This window comes from Rhodoferax sp. (assembly GCF_011391645.1).
Taxonomy (GTDB): Bacteria; Pseudomonadota; Gammaproteobacteria; order Burkholderiales; family Burkholderiaceae_C; genus Rhodoferax.
Genome location: NZ_JAABQC010000062.1, coordinates 1 through 16,634, shown reverse-complemented (window position 1 = coordinate 16,634; position 16,634 = coordinate 1). Strand labels below are relative to the sequence as shown.

General features: G+C 62.9%; 12 protein-coding genes and 1 pseudogene. 9 read left to right on the top strand and 4 right to left on the bottom strand.

Annotated features, from left to right (window positions below; genetic code table 11):
- The 7 genes and pseudogenes from GPS82_RS09070 to GPS82_RS09040 all read left to right on the top strand — a co-directional run.
- Positions 1 to 263 (top strand): annotated as a pseudogene (locus tag GPS82_RS09070) (NADP-dependent oxidoreductase); the annotation flags it as partial.
- The gene (locus GPS82_RS09065) at positions 260 to 757 is read left to right on the top strand and encodes a GNAT family N-acetyltransferase (protein WP_296493584.1); all 498 of its coding nucleotides are present in this window, start codon (positions 260 to 262) and stop codon (positions 755 to 757) included. The pseudogene GPS82_RS09070 and the gene GPS82_RS09065, both read left to right, overlap by 4 nt.
- A 74-nt stretch (positions 758 to 831) precedes the next feature.
- Positions 832 to 3,225: a Tex family protein gene (locus GPS82_RS09060; RefSeq protein ID WP_296493582.1), complete on the top strand. Its 2,394-nt coding sequence runs from the start codon at positions 832 to 834 to the stop codon at positions 3,223 to 3,225.
- Between the two features lie 5 nt (positions 3,226 to 3,230).
- Positions 3,231 to 4,064 carry an HDOD domain-containing protein gene (locus tag GPS82_RS09055; protein ID WP_296493580.1) on the top strand — a complete coding sequence of 278 codons (834 nt, stop codon included), beginning with the start codon at positions 3,231 to 3,233 and terminating at the stop codon, positions 4,062 to 4,064.
- Positions 4,065 to 4,089: 25 nt separating this feature from the next.
- Positions 4,090 to 6,564, top strand: a complete 2,475-nt coding sequence (locus GPS82_RS09050; RefSeq protein ID WP_296493578.1) for a DNA internalization-related competence protein ComEC/Rec2 — start codon at positions 4,090 to 4,092, stop codon at positions 6,562 to 6,564.
- 48 nt (positions 6,565 to 6,612) lie between these two features.
- Positions 6,613 to 8,139, top strand: coding sequence for a circularly permuted type 2 ATP-grasp protein (locus tag GPS82_RS09045; RefSeq protein ID WP_296493587.1), 1,527 nt, complete (start codon positions 6,613 to 6,615; stop codon positions 8,137 to 8,139).
- A 59-nt stretch (positions 8,140 to 8,198) separates the two neighbouring features.
- Complete coding sequence (locus GPS82_RS09040) at positions 8,199 to 9,158, top strand: alpha-E domain-containing protein (protein ID WP_296493575.1); 960 nt, start codon at positions 8,199 to 8,201, stop codon at positions 9,156 to 9,158.
- Positions 9,159 to 9,168: 10 nt separating this feature from the next.
- Here GPS82_RS09040 and mltB read toward each other — a convergent pair whose 3' ends face one another.
- Genes mltB through GPS82_RS09020 form a run of 4 tightly spaced genes read right to left on the bottom strand, consistent with a single transcriptional unit; the run spans position 9,169 to position 14,248 of the window.
- Positions 9,169 to 10,230, bottom strand: coding sequence for a lytic murein transglycosylase B (mltB, locus tag GPS82_RS09035; RefSeq protein WP_296493572.1), 1,062 nt, complete (start codon positions 10,228 to 10,230; stop codon positions 9,169 to 9,171).
- Positions 10,231 to 10,277: 47 nt separating this feature from the next.
- Entirely contained in the window at positions 10,278 to 12,320 is a 2,043-nt protein-coding gene (locus tag GPS82_RS09030) for a DUF3488 and transglutaminase-like domain-containing protein (protein ID WP_296493569.1), read from the bottom strand.
- Positions 12,321 to 12,327: 7 nt separating this feature from the next.
- Positions 12,328 to 13,296: a DUF58 domain-containing protein gene (locus GPS82_RS09025; RefSeq protein WP_296493586.1), complete on the bottom strand. Its 969-nt coding sequence runs from the start codon at positions 13,294 to 13,296 to the stop codon at positions 12,328 to 12,330.
- Between the two features lie 31 nt (positions 13,297 to 13,327).
- Positions 13,328 to 14,248: a MoxR family ATPase gene (locus tag GPS82_RS09020; protein ID WP_296493567.1), complete on the bottom strand. Its 921-nt coding sequence runs from the start codon at positions 14,246 to 14,248 to the stop codon at positions 13,328 to 13,330.
- Positions 14,249 to 14,290: 42 nt separating this feature from the next.
- Here GPS82_RS09020 and GPS82_RS09015 point away from each other — a divergent pair, with 42 nt between their 5' ends.
- Together GPS82_RS09015 and GPS82_RS09010 are read left to right on the top strand one after the other, a co-directional pair.
- Entirely contained in the window at positions 14,291 to 15,244 is a 954-nt protein-coding gene (locus GPS82_RS09015; RefSeq protein WP_296493564.1) for a histone deacetylase family protein, read from the top strand.
- On the top strand, positions 15,237 to 16,502 hold the full coding sequence (locus tag GPS82_RS09010; RefSeq protein ID WP_296493562.1) for a mechanosensitive ion channel domain-containing protein: 1,266 nt from the start codon (positions 15,237 to 15,239) through the stop codon (positions 16,500 to 16,502). Before GPS82_RS09015 ends, GPS82_RS09010 begins: the two co-directional genes overlap by 8 nt.
- The last annotated feature ends 132 nt before the right edge of the window (positions 16,503 to 16,634 follow it).

Below are 16,634 nucleotides of genomic sequence, written 5' to 3'. Positions count from 1 at the left end.
GCGCACCGCTGCCCATGAGCTACCCGGCGCTGATTTTGGTGAACCGCCTGAAAGTGCAGGGCTTCATTGTGAGCGAGCACATGGCGGTCTGGCCCGAGGCGCTCAAGGAACTCGGCACCCTGGTGGCCACCGGCAAGTTGCGCGCCAGGGAGTCCGTTGCGCAGGGCCTCGAGGCCGCGCCGGAGGCCTTTTTGGGCTTGCTCAAGGGCAGGAACTTTGGCAAGCAGTTGGTCAAATTGCATCTGCAGGAGCCGGCATCATGACATTCAAATTTTGGTCGGTGGGATCGTCAAGGGCCCGTGAAACGGACATGCCGGTGTGGCGCCTGATGTCGTTTGATGATTTGCGGGTGGGCGAGTTGTACGAGGTGTTGCGCCTGCGCAGTGAGGTGTTTGTGGTGGAGCAGCAGTGCATTTTTCAGGACCTTGACGGCCACGACCTTGAGGCCATGCATTTGCTGGGCGTGCAAGGCGAAGAATTGAAGGCGTATGCGCGCTGCTTTGGGCCGGGTGTCATGTTTCCCGAGGCCAGCATTGGCCGGGTCCTGATACGTCAGTGCGCCCGCGGCACCGGGCTTGGCCACACGCTGATGGAGCAGGCAGTGGCGGCCGTCAACCAGGTGTGGGGGCCGCAGGCCATTCGCATTGGTGCCCAGGCGCATTTGCAGGAGTTTTATGCCAGGTATGGCTTCAAGGACGTCGGCAAGCCTTACGTCGAAGATGGCATCCCGCACCTGGAGATGCTGCTGGAGATCTGACAGGCGCTGCCCTGTGGCACACTCGCATCCTTGTATTTTTTTCAGCCAGCCGGGCGCTGGCTTTTCATTGCCACATGCAACAAATCATCACTCAAATAGCGCAAGAAATCAGGGTGCAGGCGCATCAGGTGGTGGCTGCTGTGGAACTGCTCGACGGTGGCGCCACAGTGCCCTTTATTGCCCGCTACCGCAAGGAGGTGACCGGCGGCCTGGACGACATCCAACTGCGCGAACTGGAGGCGCGCCTGGGCTATCTGCGCGAACTGCGCGACCGCTTGCAAACCGTCATCAAGGCGATTGACGAGCAGGGCAAGTTGACGCCCGCATTGCTGGCGGCGCTGCATGCCGCGGCGACCAAGCAGGAGCTTGAAGACCTGTATCTGCCGTTCAAACTCAAGCGCCGCACCAAAGGCCAGTTGGCGCGTGAAGCCGGACTGGAGCCACTGGCCGATGCGCTGTTTGCCAACCCCGGCCTGGTGCCGGCCGATGAAGCGCGGGCTTATGTGATTCCGATGCGCCCGGTGGTGGAGGGCGAAGACAAACAACCCGATTTTTCAAGCGTGCCGGCGGTGCTGGACGGCGTGCGCGACCTCCTCAGCGAGCGCTGGGCCGAAACCCCGGCGCTGGTGCAAAACCTGCGCGAATGGCTGTGGACCGAGGGGCTGCTGCAATCCAGGCTGATGGCCGGCCGGGACGAGAATCAGGCCGAGGTGGCCAAGTTTCGCGACTACTTCGACTACGACGAGCCCATCAGCCGGGTGCCGTCACACCGGGCGCTGGCCGTGTTTCGCGGCCGCAGTCTTGAGATTCTGGATGCCAGGCTGGTGCTGCCCGAGCCCCTCGTTGCGGGCGCCACCCGCACGCCAGTGCCGTCAGATTCGCCCAAAACCCGGGCCACGCCCGCTGTGTCGCTCGCCGAAGGGCGCATTGCCCTCAAGCTGGGCTGGAGCCACCTGGGCCGCCCGGCTGACGATCTGATCCGCAAGTGTGTGGCCTGGGCTTGGCGCGTCAAGCTGAGCCTGTCGACCGAGCGCGACCTGTTTGCCCGGCTGCGCGAAGAGGCTGAGCGTGTTGCCATCAAGGTGTTTGCCGACAACCTGCGCGACCTGTTGCTGGCCGCGCCCGCCGGACCGCGCGTGGTGCTGGGGCTTGACCCCGGCATTCGCACCGGGGTCAAGGTGGCGGTGGTTGATGCCACCGGCAAGCTGGTCGATACCAGCACGGTTTACCCGCACGAGCCACGCAAAGACTGGGACGGCTCACTCCACATCCTCGCCAAATTGTGCGAAAAACACGGCGTTAACCTGATCGCCATTGGCAATGGCACCGCCAGCCGCGAGACCGACAAATTGGCTGCTGATTTGATCAAACTCATGGCCAAGTCGTCCGATCGCCCGATGGAAAAGGTGGTGGTTAGCGAAGCCGGGGCGTCCGTGTACTCCGCCAGCGAATTTGCCTCGCAGGAGATGCCTGACGTGGACGTGAGCCTGCGCGGCGCCGCCAGCATTGCCCGGCGCCTGCAGGACCCGCTGGCCGAGCTGGTCAAGATCGACCCCAAAAGCATCGGCGTGGGGCAATACCAGCATGACGTGAACCAGAGCGATCTGGCCAAAACGCTGGAAGCCGTGGTGGAAGACTGCGTGAACTCGGTCGGGGTGGACTTGAACATGGCCAGTGTGCCGCTGCTGAGCCGGGTGTCGGGCCTGAGTGCCAGCGTGGCCAAGGCGGTGGTGCGCTGGCGTGAGGCCAATGGCGCCTTTGCCAGCCGCCAGGATTTGCTGAAAGTCAGCGGTTTGGGGCCGAAGGCGTTTGAGCAAAGCGCCGGTTTCTTGCGCATTCGTGGCGGCGCCAACCCGCTCGACATGACCGGTGTGCACCCCGAAACCTACCCGGTGGTCGAGCAAATCATGGCCAGGACCGGCCAGCCGGTGGCCACCCTGATGGGCCGCGCCGACATGCTCAAAACGCTGCGCCCCGAGCTCTTTGCCAACGAAAAATTTGGTGTCATCACCGTCAAGGACATTCTGGTCGAGCTGGAAAAGCCCGGCCGCGACCCGCGCCCCGACTTCAAGGTGGCACGCTTCAACGACGGCGTGGAAGACATCCGCGACCTGAAAGAAGGCATGGTGCTGGAGGGCACGGTGAGCAATGTGGCGGCTTTTGGCGCCTTTATTGACCTGGGGGTGCATCAGGACGGTCTGGTGCATGTGAGCCAGCTCAGCCACAAGTTTGTCACCGATGCCCGCGAGGTGGTCAAGACCGGCGATATCGTCCGGGTGCAGGTGGTCGAGGTGGACGTGGCGCGCAAGCGCATTGCGCTGACCATGAAGCTGGGTGCAGCCCCGGCGCGCAGCGGCAGTGCCGGCGACAACCGTTTTCAGGGCGCCAATGCCCAACAGCGCGCGCATGCGCCACAATCCACAGCCATGTCCTCTGCATTTTCCAAGCTCAAACCCCTGGGGCGCTAGCCGTTATGGAACTGGCTGAACTGCTGGCACACCCAACCCCGTTACCGAGCAGCCCGCGGGTGCTGGCCTTGCTGCTGACCGAGCTCAAACAGGTGCAGCCCGACCTGCGCCGCATTGACCAGTTCATCAAGGCCGATCCGGTGCTGAGTTTGCGCATGTTGCAGGTGGCCAACGCCCCCTTTTTTGGACTTTCCGGCAAGGTCTGCAGCGTCTCTGAGGCGTTGGCGCTGTTGCGGCTGGAGCAGGTGCACAGCCTGGTCGGCCAGGCGCTGGTGCAGACCACTTTCAAGGCCGGTGCGGGCTTGCCCCTGATGCAGTTCTGGGCTTACAGCCACGATTGCGCGCGTGTGGCTCGCGCGCTGGCTGGCCTGTTGCAGCAAAACCAGCAGGCGGCTTATGTGGCGGGGCTGATCCATGCGCTTGGCGAACTGGTCATGCGGGCGGCGCTGCCGCGGGCCCTGGTGCTGGATGAAATTTGTCCACCCCTGGACTTCAGGCGTGCTCGCGCCGAACGCCAGCTGTTTGGTTATTGCTACACCGAGCTTAGTTCGGCCATGGCACAAAAGGCGAAGTTGCCAGAGATTTTGTGCGATGCGCTGGCCAATGCCCATGCCCCGTTTGACCACGATGCATACGAGCCATTGGCCGGGGTGCTGCACTTGGCGCAATGGCGTGCCCGTGCCAACCAGCAGGGCTTGCAACACAACGCCCTGACAGTCACTTTCCCGTCGCTGGTGGCTGAAATTTTGGGGCTCGACATCGACATGGTGCTGCAGCAAGACCCCATTGACTGGTCGCGCCAGGTGACTGGCAGCGTGTTGCCAAGCCCCCAATCCTGATCTGTCTGCGATACGGGCGCCTGACATGCAAGCCGGCCCGTTTCTTCACCCCACGGGATCCCTGTTTGGTGTTGCCCGCGGCCTGATTCCGGCGCTGCTGGGCATCTTGCTGGGCAACGCCCTGCAGTTGCAGCAGTCGGTGCTGATGTCTGCCACCGATAACCTTGTCGGGGTGTTGCTGGGTTTGCTGGCTTTGGTTTTGAGCCTGCGCGCGCCCTGGCCCGCCCTGCGTTGGGGCTTGCTCATGGGCGCCTTTGCTGCGCTCGCATTTGCCAGCACCGGCTGGCGCGCCCAGGCATTTGGCAGCCATGCCCTGGAGCCGGCGCTGGAGGGGCGCGACATCGCCGTGACCGGAGTAGTGGCCGCCATGCCCCAGCACTTTGAGGGCGGTGTGCGTTTTCTTTTTGATGTCGAGTCTGCCAGCCTGGACGCGGCACCGCTGCGCTTGCCACCAAGGCTGGAACTGGGCTGGTATGCCGGTGTTTATGCCCGGGGTGATGGCCCTGGAGAATTCATGGGTGAACTGCAACGCAAGCCGGCGCTGGTGCAGGCGGGCGAGCGCTGGCAGCTGACGGTGCGCCTCAAAGCGCCGCACGGCGCTGTCAATCCGCACGGTTTTGACTACGAGCTGTGGCAGTGGGTGCAGGGCGTGCAGGCCACCGGTTATGTGCGCGCCGGCCCGCGTGATCCCGCGCCCTCGCTGCTGGCGTTTACCTGGCAGCGCCCGGTGCAGTGGGCGCGCGGCCAGGTGCGCGACCAGATCTTTTTACACCTGGCTGATACGGATGCCGCCGGACTCATCGCCGCGCTGGTGGTGGGCGACCAGGCAGCCATCGACCGCGCCGACTGGGATGTTTTCAGGGCCACTGGCGTGGCGCACCTGATGAGCATTTCGGGTTTGCACATCACCATGTTCGCCTGGGCCGCGGCGCTGGCGCTGGGCTGGCTGTGGCGGCGCTCGGCCTGGCTCTGTTTGCGCGTGCCGGCACCGACTGCCGCCTTGCTGGGCGGCATGGCGCTGGCCACGGCCTATGCCCTGTTCAGCGGCTGGGGCGTGCCGGCGCAGCGCACCGTGCTGATGCTGGCCACGGTGGGTGCCTTGCGCTTGCTGGGGGTGCGCTGGCCCTGGCCGCAGGTCTGGTTGCTGGCCTGCGCGGTGGTGGTGCTGGTGGATCCATGGGCCTTGCTGCAGGCTGGTTTCTGGCTGAGTTTTGTCGCGGTGGGCGTGCTGTTTGCGACCGACGCCGGTGTGTCCAGGATCAGCGGTTCGGCGGTCAAGGCTCGCTTCTCAACCCTGATGCGGGAGCAGTGGATGATCACGCTGGCGCTCACGCCCTTGAGCTTGTTGCTGTTTGGCCAGGTCTCGCTGGTCGGGTTGCTGGCCAATGCGCTGGCGATTCCGTGGGTGACCCTGGTGGTGACGCCAATGGCCATGCTGGGCGTGCTGCTGCACCCGCTGTGGGACCTGGCAGCCTGGGCCATTGGCCTGATGGCGGCGTTGTTGCGCGGTCTGGCGCAGTGGCCATGGGCCAGCGTGAGTCTGGCGCAGGCGCCGTGGTGGGCTGGCGTGGCCGGCGTGCTGGGTGGCCTGCTGCTGGCGCTGCGCCTGCCGTGGGCATTGCGGCTGGGCGGTGCGCCGCTGCTGTTGCCCGTGCTGTTCTGGCAGGTGCCACCCATCCCGGCGGGTGAATTTGAGCTGTTGGCGGCCGATGTGGGTCAGGGCAGTGCGGTGCTGGTGCGCACCGCCCACCATGCCCTGCTGTACGACGCCGGCCCGCAGTACAGCCGGGAAAGTGATGCCGGGCACCGGGTGCTGGTGCCGCTGTTGCGCGCCTTGGGCGTGCAGCTTGACACCCTGGTGCTGAGCCACCGCGACACCGACCATACCGGGGGTGCCAAAGCCGTCCTCAAAATGCAACCGCAGGCCCAACTGCTGAGTTCGATTGAAGAAGGGCATGCGTTGCAGGCGCTGCGACCGGTCAAGCGCTGTCTGGCGGGCCAGCGCTGGCAATGGGATGGCGTCGATTTTGAAGTGCTGCACCCGCTGGCCACCGACTACGGTGATGCGCGCAAAACCAATGCGATGAGTTGCGTTGTGCGCATTGCCAATGGCGCGCAGGCGGTGCTGCTGGCGGGCGACATCGAGCAGGCGCAGGAGGCGCAACTGGTGGCGCGCAGCCAAAATGGCGCGGCCAGCGCGGACCAGCCGCCGGGGAATTTGCGTGCCGATGTGTTGCTGGTGCCGCATCACGGAAGCAAAACCTCCAGCAGCGACTTGTTTCTGGATGCAGTGCAACCGCGCCAGGCCTGGGTGCAGGCAGGCTACAGGAATCGCTTTGGTCATCCTGTCAGCCCTGTTTTGGTGCGTTACGATGTGCGTGGAATCAGGCTGATCGACACGCCTCATTGTGGTGCAGCAAGTTGGCAATCCTGGCACCCGGACCGGGTACAGTGCGCGCGCGAGGTGCAAAAACGTTACTGGCATCATTTGGTGCCTTGAGTGGTTTTGGCCTAAAGTTTGCTAAGTGAGTAGAAGGAGTAACAGATGATGCAGAAATTTGACGAGATGTACACCAAGCTTCCCTATGAGTTTTTCACCCATGGGGATCAAATTCGGGATCACTACAAGATTTACGACGAGTGGCTGGCGCGTCAGCCCGGCAACATGATGGCCAAACGGCGGGAAGAGGCTGAAATGATCTTTCGCCGCGTCGGCATCACATTTGCCGTTTACGGCGAAAAAGACGAGGAGGGCGCGGGCACCGAGCGCCTGATTCCCTTTGACCTGATTCCCCGCATCATTCCGGCGCACGAATGGCGCAGCATGGAGCGCGGTCTGGAGCAGCGCGTCACCGCCCTGAACCGCTTCTTGCACGATGTTTACCACGACCAGGAAATTCTCAAGGCGGGCCTGATCCCGCGCGAGCAAATCGAGCAAAACTCCCAGTTTCGGCCGCAAATGATGGGCATTGACCTGCCCAACAATGTCTATTCCCAAATTGCCGGCATCGACATCGTGCGCGCGCCGGATGCCAAGGGCAAGGGCGAATACTACGTGCTCGAAGACAACCTGCGCGTGCCCAGCGGCGTCAGTTACATGCTGGAAGACCGCAAGATGATGATGCGGCTGTTCCCCAATCTGTTCAATGCCCACCGGGTCGCGCCGATCGCGCATTACCCCGACCTGCTGCTGGAAACCCTGCGTGAAAGCAGCCCGGCCACCACCGCTGAACCCACCGTGGTGGTGCTCACGCCCGGCATGTACAACAGTGCCTACTTCGAGCACGCCTTTCTGGCGCAGCAAATGGGGGTGGAGTTGGTCGAGGGCCAGGACCTGTTTGTCAAGGACAACTTTTGCTACATGCGCACCACCCGCGGCCCGCAGCGGGTCGATGTGATCTACCGCCGCGTCGATGACGATTTTCTCGATCCCGACGCGTTCCTGCCCACCTCCACCCTGGGCTGTGCGGGCTTGCTCGAGGTGTACCGGGCCGGTCACATCAACATTTGCAACGGTGTGGGCACCGGCGTGGCAGACGACAAGTCGATCTACCCCTACGTGCCGAAGATGATCGAGTTTTATCTGGGCGAGAAACCCATTTTGAACAATGTGCCGACCTACATGTGCCGCAACAAGGACGAGTTGTCTTATGTGATCGCCAACATGAAAGACCTGGTGGTCAAGGAAGTGCATGGCGCCGGTGGCTACGGCATGCTGGTGGGGCCGGCGTCCACCAAAGCCGAAATCGAAGAATTCAAAAAAGCCGTGCTGGCCAACCCGAGTGGCTACATTGCCCAGCCCACGCTGAGCTTGTCGAGCTGCCCGACTTTTGTTGAAAGCGGCATTGCGCCGCGTCACATTGATTTGCGCCCCTACGTGCTCAGTGGCAAGTCGGTGCAGATGGTGCCGGGCGGCCTGACCCGGGTGGCGCTGAAAGAGGGCTCGCTGGTGGTCAATTCGTCGCAGGGCGGCGGCACCAAAGACACCTGGATTCTGGAGGACGAATTGCCCGCTGCCGTCGCTGCGGTGACCGAAGTCCTGGCTCAGGCCCAAAAACAGGGCCGCGACCTGTGAGCCCGCGCCAAATGGCACTCCAAGGCCAGTCCTTCCATTAAATTATCAGAAAGCCCCCCATGTTGTCACGTACCGCCGACCACCTGTTTTGGATGAATCGCTACACCGAACGCGCTGAAAACACGGCGCGCCTGATCGACGTCAACTACCAGACTTCGCTGCTCCCCCAGTCTGAGGCAATGGCGCTGTTGGGCTGGCAGGGGCTGCTGTCGATCAGTGAGCTCAGCGCCAGCTACAAGAAAAAGCATGGTGAGATTCGCGTCAAGGAAGTGATGGACTTCATGGTCAAGGACGAAAGCAACCCGTCTTCGATCGTCTCGTGCCTGAGCGCTGCCAGGGAAAACGCCCGCGCCGTGCGCGGCACGCTGACCACCGAGGTTTGGGAAACCCAAAACCAGACCTGGCTGGAGGTCAAGAGAATGATCAAGAACGACGAGTTTGAAAAAGACCCGTCGCAATTTTTTGAATGGGTCAAGTTTCGCTCGCACCTGTCACGCGGCGTCACAGTGGGCACCATGCTGATGGACGAGGCCCTTTACTTCATGCGCCTGGGCACTTTTTTGGAGCGTGCCGACAACACCGCGCGCCTGGTCGACGTCAAGTTCCACGCCGTCGAAAATGACTTTTATGGCGCGGCCAATGGCAAGGACCAGGAATATGACTTCTACCACTGGAGCGCCATTCTGCGCAGCGTCAGCGGGTTTGAGGTGTATCGCAAGGTCTATCGCGATGTGATCCGGCCCGAGCGCGTGGCCGAGTTGCTGATTCTGCGCCCCGACATGCCGCGCTCCCTGCACGCCAGCCTGAATGAGGTGGTGGCCAATTTGGGCATGGTGGCCAATGACCAGTCCAGTGAAACCCAGCGCCGTGCCGGCAAACTGTGTGCCGAGCTGAAATTTGGCCGCATCGACGAAATCCTGGCGACCGGCCTGCATGCCTACCTGACCCAGTTTCTGGACCGGGTGAACGATTTGGGAGCCCACATCAGCAGCGATTTTCTGGTGCCTGTGCCGGTTTGACGGGCTGCGCTTAGGGGGGCATGGCCTGGGCCACGGACTGGCCAAGTTCGATCACGGCCAGGGCGTAGTAGCTGCTCCAGTTGTAGCGGGTGATGGCATAAAAATTGTCAGTGCCCGCCACGTACACCGGGGCGGCGTCGCCCATCTGCAATTCGATCAAGGCCAGATTGCCGCTGTGTGCCAGCGCCTCGCCGCCAAGCATCGCGCCCTTGGCCTGAAAACTCTCCACGCTGAACGTGGGCAGGATGTCAGGGGCCATGAGTGTGTTCATGTCGAGCTTTTGCGCATCGAACCTCACCGGGAAGTGGGTCGCCAAACCGGGTTGCCAGTTGAACGACTTCAAATAGTTGGCCACCGAACCAATGGCGTCGGCCGGGCTGCCAAACAAATCCACGACACCGTTGCCGTCAAAGTCGACCGCGTATTTGTGCCAGCTTGACGGCATGAACTGGGGCCAGCCCATGGCACCGGCATAGCTGCCCTTGAGGGCCAGCGGGTCTTGTCCGCTGCGCTGCATCCAGCTTAAAAATTGCTCCAGCTCTTCCTTGAAATAGGCGCTGCGCTGTGCCGCCCGCGGGTGGCTTTCCGGAAAGTCAAAGGCCAGCGTGGCGAGTGCGTCGAGCACCCGGTAATTGCCCATTTGCTGTCCGTAAATGGTTTCCACGCCAATGATGCCCACCACGATCTCAGCGGGCACGCCGGTCTCAAGTTCGGCGCGCTTGAGCGTGTCGCGATGGGTTTGCCAGAATTCAACGCCGGCGCGAATGCGTATGGGTTCGACAAAGCGGCTGCGGTAGAGCTGCCAGTTTTTGGCGACGCCCACCGCCGGCGGGGTTACCGCCTTGGCAATGGCTGCCACATAGCGCGCCTGGCCCAGCGTCTGGCGCACCCAGGCCGGGTCCAGGTCACGGCGCTGTGCCATGTCGTCGGCTGCTCGCATGGCATCAAGCCGCTGGGCATAGCTGGGGCCGGGTACCACGCTGGCACTGACGGCGGTTTTGGCCTTTTTGTTGATGTGCTTGCCCGCGAAGGCACTGACGGAGAGCGCGCCAGCAACCATGAAAACAAGCATTTTCAGGAGCTTGTGGTGTTGCCGTTGCCTTGAAAAGAGGAATAAGTTCACTTGGGCCAGTTCAGGTGTTTGAGTTCGCTGCGCAGTGTAGCGAGTTGGTGCTTGAAGTGTCTGTGCTGCCCATCGGCAGGCGTGGCATAACGCAGGGCCTCAAGCTTGAGCAACCAGTCCTGCCAGGCAAGCCGCGCCCGGTCCGGCTGTGGTGAAGGACGCGCAGCGCCGGCCAAAAGTTGCTGCGCGACCTGGCGCGGCGTGCTGTTGGATGCCAGCGGTACGCCTGATGCCTGCAGTCGCTTGATGGCACGGTGCAGCAGGCGCAGCCAGGGGTCCTGGTGATGGCGTTCCCAGGCGCTCCAGCCGGCCCCGCCCAGGCTGGCCGCCACCACCAGCGCGATCAGCACATAAATGAGGTCCTGCCAGTCGGGTTCGTTGAAACCGATGTTTTTCAGCAGGTCAAGTTGTTTGGTTTGGGTGTAGTCCAGCACCCATTGGTTCCAGCGGTTGTTGACCGCCTCCCAGGCAGCGCGCAGATTGAGCGCCAGCGCCGGGTCGACGGTTCCAAAAATGGCATTGGCGATCGCGCCGCGTGGCGGGGTCAGGCGCTGCAGCGTGCCGGTGCGACCCGGCGCGACAGCCGAGGTCGGGTCCACGCGTTGCCAGCCCTGGCCTTCAAGCCACACCTCGGTCCAGGCGTGGGCATCGCTTTGGCGGACGGTCCAGAAATCGTCGACCGCGTTTTTCTCTCCGCCCTGGTAGCCGGTGACGATGCGGGCGGGCACGTTCAGGGCCCGCATCAGAATGACGAAGCTCGACGCAATGTGTTCGCAAAAACCCGCCTTGCGGTCAAACCAGAATTCGTCGGCGCTGTGCTGGCCAAATACACCGGGCTCCAGCGTGTAGCGGTAACCGTCGTTGCGCAGGCGCTGCAGCACGATGTCCACCCATTGGGCGCCGTCTGACCGCGCATAACGCGGATCGCGCTGCAGCTCGGCGGCCAGTTCCAGGGTGCGCGGGTTGAAGCCGCCGGGCAGCACCAGGTACTCCTCCAGGCCCGGCATGCGCTGGCGCGGGCCATGCTGGAAATTGGGGTAGCTCTGGACATCGTAGCGCAGCAGGTCAGTGACGGGCTGGTCAAGAATCCATTGCAGTTCGCGTGTCATGCGCGCGGTTTTTCCCACCAACGCCGGGGCTTGAGGCGTGGCATCAAGCACCAGCAGCCACGGTAGTCGATTGGGCTCCAGTGTGATTTGGTAACGAACCGGGTCGCCTGTGACCTGCAGGTTGGCTGGCAACCGGAACCGCTCGGGCAAGGGCGATGGCCTGGCCTGCCAGGCGCGGCCGTCAAATTGCGACAGCACCGGGCCACGAAAGTACAGCGCCGACTGTGGCGGTGCCGCGCCCTCAAAGCGCACCCGCATGGCGACGCTGCCGTCCAGCGCCAGGCTGGCAATGTTGCCCACTGTCATGCTGGCAGACAGTCCGCTGCGTCCGGTCATGGCATCGCTGGGCAAGCCCCACAGCGGCGCCATGCGCGGAAACAGCACAAACAGCAGCACCATGATGGGCGCGCCGAGCAGCGCCATGCTGCCGGCCATTCGCGCCGCCTGCCACAGCGGGGGCTTGCCCACCGGCATGTGGGCGTTGACCAGCGCCGTCAGCAGGCCCAACAGCGCGACCAGCATGGCGGCGGCGGTGAGCAGCGACTGTGAGTAGAAAAAGTGGGTCAGTATCAGGAAGAAGCCGAGAAAAAACACCACAAAGGCATCCCGGCGCGCGCGCAGCTCCAGCGTCTTGAGCGCCAGCAGGACCACCACCATGGTGACGCCGGCGTCGCGGCCCAGCAGCGTCTTGAAGCTGATCAGCGTTGCTGCCAGGCAAACGCCCAGCAGGCCCAGCAGCCACCACTTGGACGGCAGGGGTTGGCCACGCCAGGCCAGCATGCCGCGCCACCCGATGAGGGCGGCGCTCAGCAGGCTGCACCAGAGCGGGAGTTCCGGGGCCAATGGTGCGATCACCCAGGCGATCACCGCGAGCACAAACAAGGTGTCGCGGGTGTCGCGTGGCAGGTGGCTCAAGCTTGGTAGCGTCATAAGGTGGTCAGGCCAGGGCGAGGGCCCGCAGGCAGCGTTGCTTGTGGGCCAGGCCGCTGGCGGGTGCGATGTCCTGGTTTTTCAGGCGCAGCCCGTAGATCAGGCCCAATTGGTCGGCCTGCAACACCCAGGCGCACAGGCGGCTGAGTTGCGCCTCAGGCTGGCTCAGGCCGGTCTGTTGCTGCTCCAGCCACAGCGTTTGCTGTTGCAGGGTCTGGCTGTCACGGCTGACCAGTTCGCCGGTCTTGGCAGCTTTTTTCCAGACAATGGTTTTCAGGGCATCGCCCCGGCGATAGCCGCGCAGGCCATCGGGCTCACCCTGCACCGCCGTGACGCTGGCGTGGGCGCTGCCCTCGTGGGCCTGGCCGGCAGGCAGGGGCGCCGCGGGCGCTTCGGGCGCCGGATAGACCAGCACCTGGGCGGCCGGGCGCCACACCGTCCAGACCCGAAAAGTGCCCAGCGGAAAGCGGGTTTCGGCCGTCAGGGTTGGCAGCCGGTGCAGGCCCCGCCGCTCGGGCAGGTAAGCCAGCTGCACCGTGCTGTCGGCCTGGCCCGCCACATCGGTCCAGGCCCATTGCCCGGCGTCCAGCACCGCCAGCCCGATGCCATAGCGAGCGCGCTTGCGAGCATTGTGCAAATGGACGCTGAACATGGCTTTGGCGCCTGCGTGAATGGCCTCGGGCGCTGTCAGGTTCAGGTTGAGCCCGCGCAGGGTGCCGTGCCCCACGTGCATGCCCACCAGGGCGCTGCCAGCCAGCAAGAAGGTCAGCAAATAGCCGAGGTTGAGCTGGTAGTTGATCGAGGCCACCAGCAGCACCAGCAATGTCAAGCCCAGCATGAACCCGGCGCGGGTCGGCAGAATATAGACATTGCGCTGCGTCAACGTGACGCTGTCGTTCAGCGGCAGACGGCTCTGCCACCAGCGCGCCAGCCGCGCCTGCGCATGGGCCCAGGGGTGGCGCAGCGGATGCGGCAAAAGGTTCACAGGGCAAGCGTCTTCAGGGCGGTCATGGCAGTGGCACGGCTTCCAGCATGGCGCGCACCTGTTCAGTGGCACCCCGGCCGGCCTGGCTCAGCGGCAGCAGTCGATGGGCGATGGTTTGCGGCAGGATGGCCTGCACATCGTCAGGCGCCACATAGCCACGCCCGTTCAGCAGGGCACGGGCCTTGGCGGCGCGCAACACCGCGATGCCGGCGCGCGGGCTCAAGCCCTGCATGAACCACTGCCCGGAGCGGGTTGCCTGGATCAGGTCCTGCACATAGTCGAGCAGCGGGCCGGCGGCATGCACCGCCAGCACCTGGCTTTGCAGGGCGTGCAATTCTTCCAGGGTCAGCAGGCTTGGCAGTGCCTCTACAAGCTCGCGCCGGTCACGCCCCATCAGCAAATCGCGTTCGGCGCCGCGGTCCGGGTAACCCAGCGAGATGCGCATCAGAAACCGGTCCAGTTGGGATTCAGGCAACAGGTAGGTGCCCAGCTGGTCGTGCGGGTTTTGTGTGGCGATGACAAAAAATGGCACTGGCAGGGGCCGCGTTTCCCCTTCAATCGTGACCTGCTTTTCTTCCATCGCCTCCAGCAGGGCGCTTTGCGTCTTGGGGCTGGCCCGGTTGATCTCGTCGGCCAGCAGCACCTGGGCAAACAGCGGCCCGGGGTGAAAGATGAATTGTTCCAGACCCCGGTCATAGACCGAAACCCCCGACAGATCGCTGGGCATCAGGTCTGAGGTAAATTGAACCCGGGAAAATTGCAGGCCAAAAGTGCGTGCCAGCGCGTGTGCCAGGGTGGTTTTGCCGACTCCGGGCACATCTTCGATCAGCAAATGCCCGCCAGCCAATAAACATGCGACACAATCTTGTGTCTGATCAAATTTGCCAACAATGACCGTGTTAAGCTGATCGACTAAAGATTTAAGTTTAAGTTGTATGTCCATGGACTGCACCATATCAAAAAACTAACGAGGAGACTCTTTCAAATGACGATGACCGGATACTTTACTCACCCAAGTTGCCGCAAACATGAAATGATGCCGGGTCATCCCGAATCCCCCGAGCGGCTTGATGCCATTGATGACCGCCTGCTGATCTCCGGCCTGGACGTGGCGCTGGACCGGCGCGAAGCCACGGCGGCGGCGGTGTCGGACATTGAACTGGCCCACGACCGCATGTATGTGGCCGCCATTCGCGGTTTGAATGCCGAGCTCCAGGAGCAAATTGCAGCGGGTGGCCATGATCAGCTGCAGATAGACCCCGACACCAGCATCAATGTCCACACCTGGGAGGCCGCCCTCAATGCCGCCGGCGCGGCCATCGACGCCACCGACGCGGTGATGGCAGGCGAGATGAAAACGGCATTCTGCGCGGTGCGTCCGCCGGGCCACCATGCCTGCCGCAGCAAGGCCGGCGGTTTTTGCTTTTTCAACAATGTGGCCATTGCCGCCAAATACGCGCTGGAGCGCCACAACCTGCATCGTGTGGCCATCGTCGACTTTGACGTGCACCACGGCAACGGCACCGAAGACATCGTGGCGGGTGATGATCGCATCCTGATGGTGAGCTTTTACCAGCATCCGTTTTACCCGATGGACTGGGTGCACTCCGATGCCAAAAACCTGGTCAATCTGCCAGTGCCAGCCTATACCAAGGGCATGGACATTCGCGACATGATCGAGGCCGCCTGGATCCCCCGGCTCGAGGAATTCAAGCCTGAGATGATCTTTATCAGCGCCGGCTTTGACGCGCACCGCGAGGATGACATGGGCCAACTCGGTCTGGTCGAGCAGGACTACGCCTGGATCACCAGCCGTCTTGTGGATGTGGCGCGGCGCCATGCCGGTGGCCGGATTGTGAGTTGCCTGGAAGGCGGATATGTGATGAGTGCGCTGTCGCGCAGCGTGGAGGCACATATCCGGGTTCTGGCGGATGTCTGAACCGGCGATCACTGACCTGCAAGATTGGCTGGCGGCCCTGAGCCAGACCAGCGTGTTGATCGAGTTGGGGGTGCTGCTGGCTTGCGGCCTGCTGTCCTGGCTGTTGGTAAGACTGGTGTCCAGGGCCTTTGTTGAGCGCGAGCACAACTCGATCATGTTTGGGCGCCGTGTTGTCGACGGCGTGCTGTTCCCGGCGCTGTGGCTGTGCCTTGCCTATGCTGCCCGTCACCTGCTCGCGCACATCGTGCCGCTGGCGCTTTTCAAGCTGGCGATTCCTGTGCTGATTTCCTTGCTGGTGATCAGGCTTGGCGTCAAGGTGCTGCAGGCAGCCTTCAATGACACGCCCATCATCCGCTTGCTGGAGCGCAGCATTTCCTGGATCGCCTGGGTTGCCATGGTGCTCTGGGTCAGTGGCTTGCTGCCACTGCTGATGGAGGAGCTGGACCAGATCAGTTGGACGGTGGGTGGCGCCTCGTTGTCGGTGCGCAAAATCATTGAAGGCACCCTGACGGCCGGACTGGTGCTGATCATTTCGCTGTGGATCTCGGCGGCCATTGAAGCCAAATTGCTGCGCAAGGCGACCGGTGGCGAGCTGAGCTTGCGCAAGGCTTTCAGCAATGCCGCCAGGGCGCTGCTGATGTTTGTCGGCCTGCTGCTGGCTTTGTCGGCGGTCGGCATCGACCTCACGGCCTTGTCGGTTCTGGGTGGCGCCATTGGCGTGGGCATTGGCTTTGGCCTGCAAAAGCTGGCCGCCAATTACGTCTCGGGCTTTGTCATCCTTGCTGAGCGCAGCATGCGCATTGGTGACAGTGTGCAAGTGGACAACTTCACCGGTGTCATCACCGAGATCAATGCGCGTTACACCGTGATCCGGTCGCTGGCCGGGCGCGAATCGATTGTGCCCAACGAGATGCTCATCACCAGCCGGGTCGAGAGCCTGTCATTGGCTGACCCCAGGGTTTGGCAGTCCACCAGCGTGTCGGTGGCGTACGACAGCGATGTTGACCTGGTGTCGCGCCTGCTGCTGCAGGCGGCTTCAAATCAGCCCCGGGTGCTGACAGAGCCTGATCCCTCCGTGGTGCTGCTGGCCTTTGGCGCTGATGGCCTGGAGTTCAGGCTGGGTTACTGGATTGGCGATCCCGAGAACGGCAGCGACAACCTGCGCTCACTGATCAATCTTGAGATATTGCAATTGCTGCGCGCCCACCAGATTGAAATACCTTATCCGCAACGCGTCATTCACCAGCGCCCGCCCTGAGCAGCGCTTGCCGGCGTGCGTATAATAAAAGCACGATCGTTCTTTTAAGCGTTTTTTGAAGGAATGTCGTCGCGACGACCAAGCTGAAAGATGGGGGCGCATAGAATGTTCAAGTTGACGCGCACGTCAACT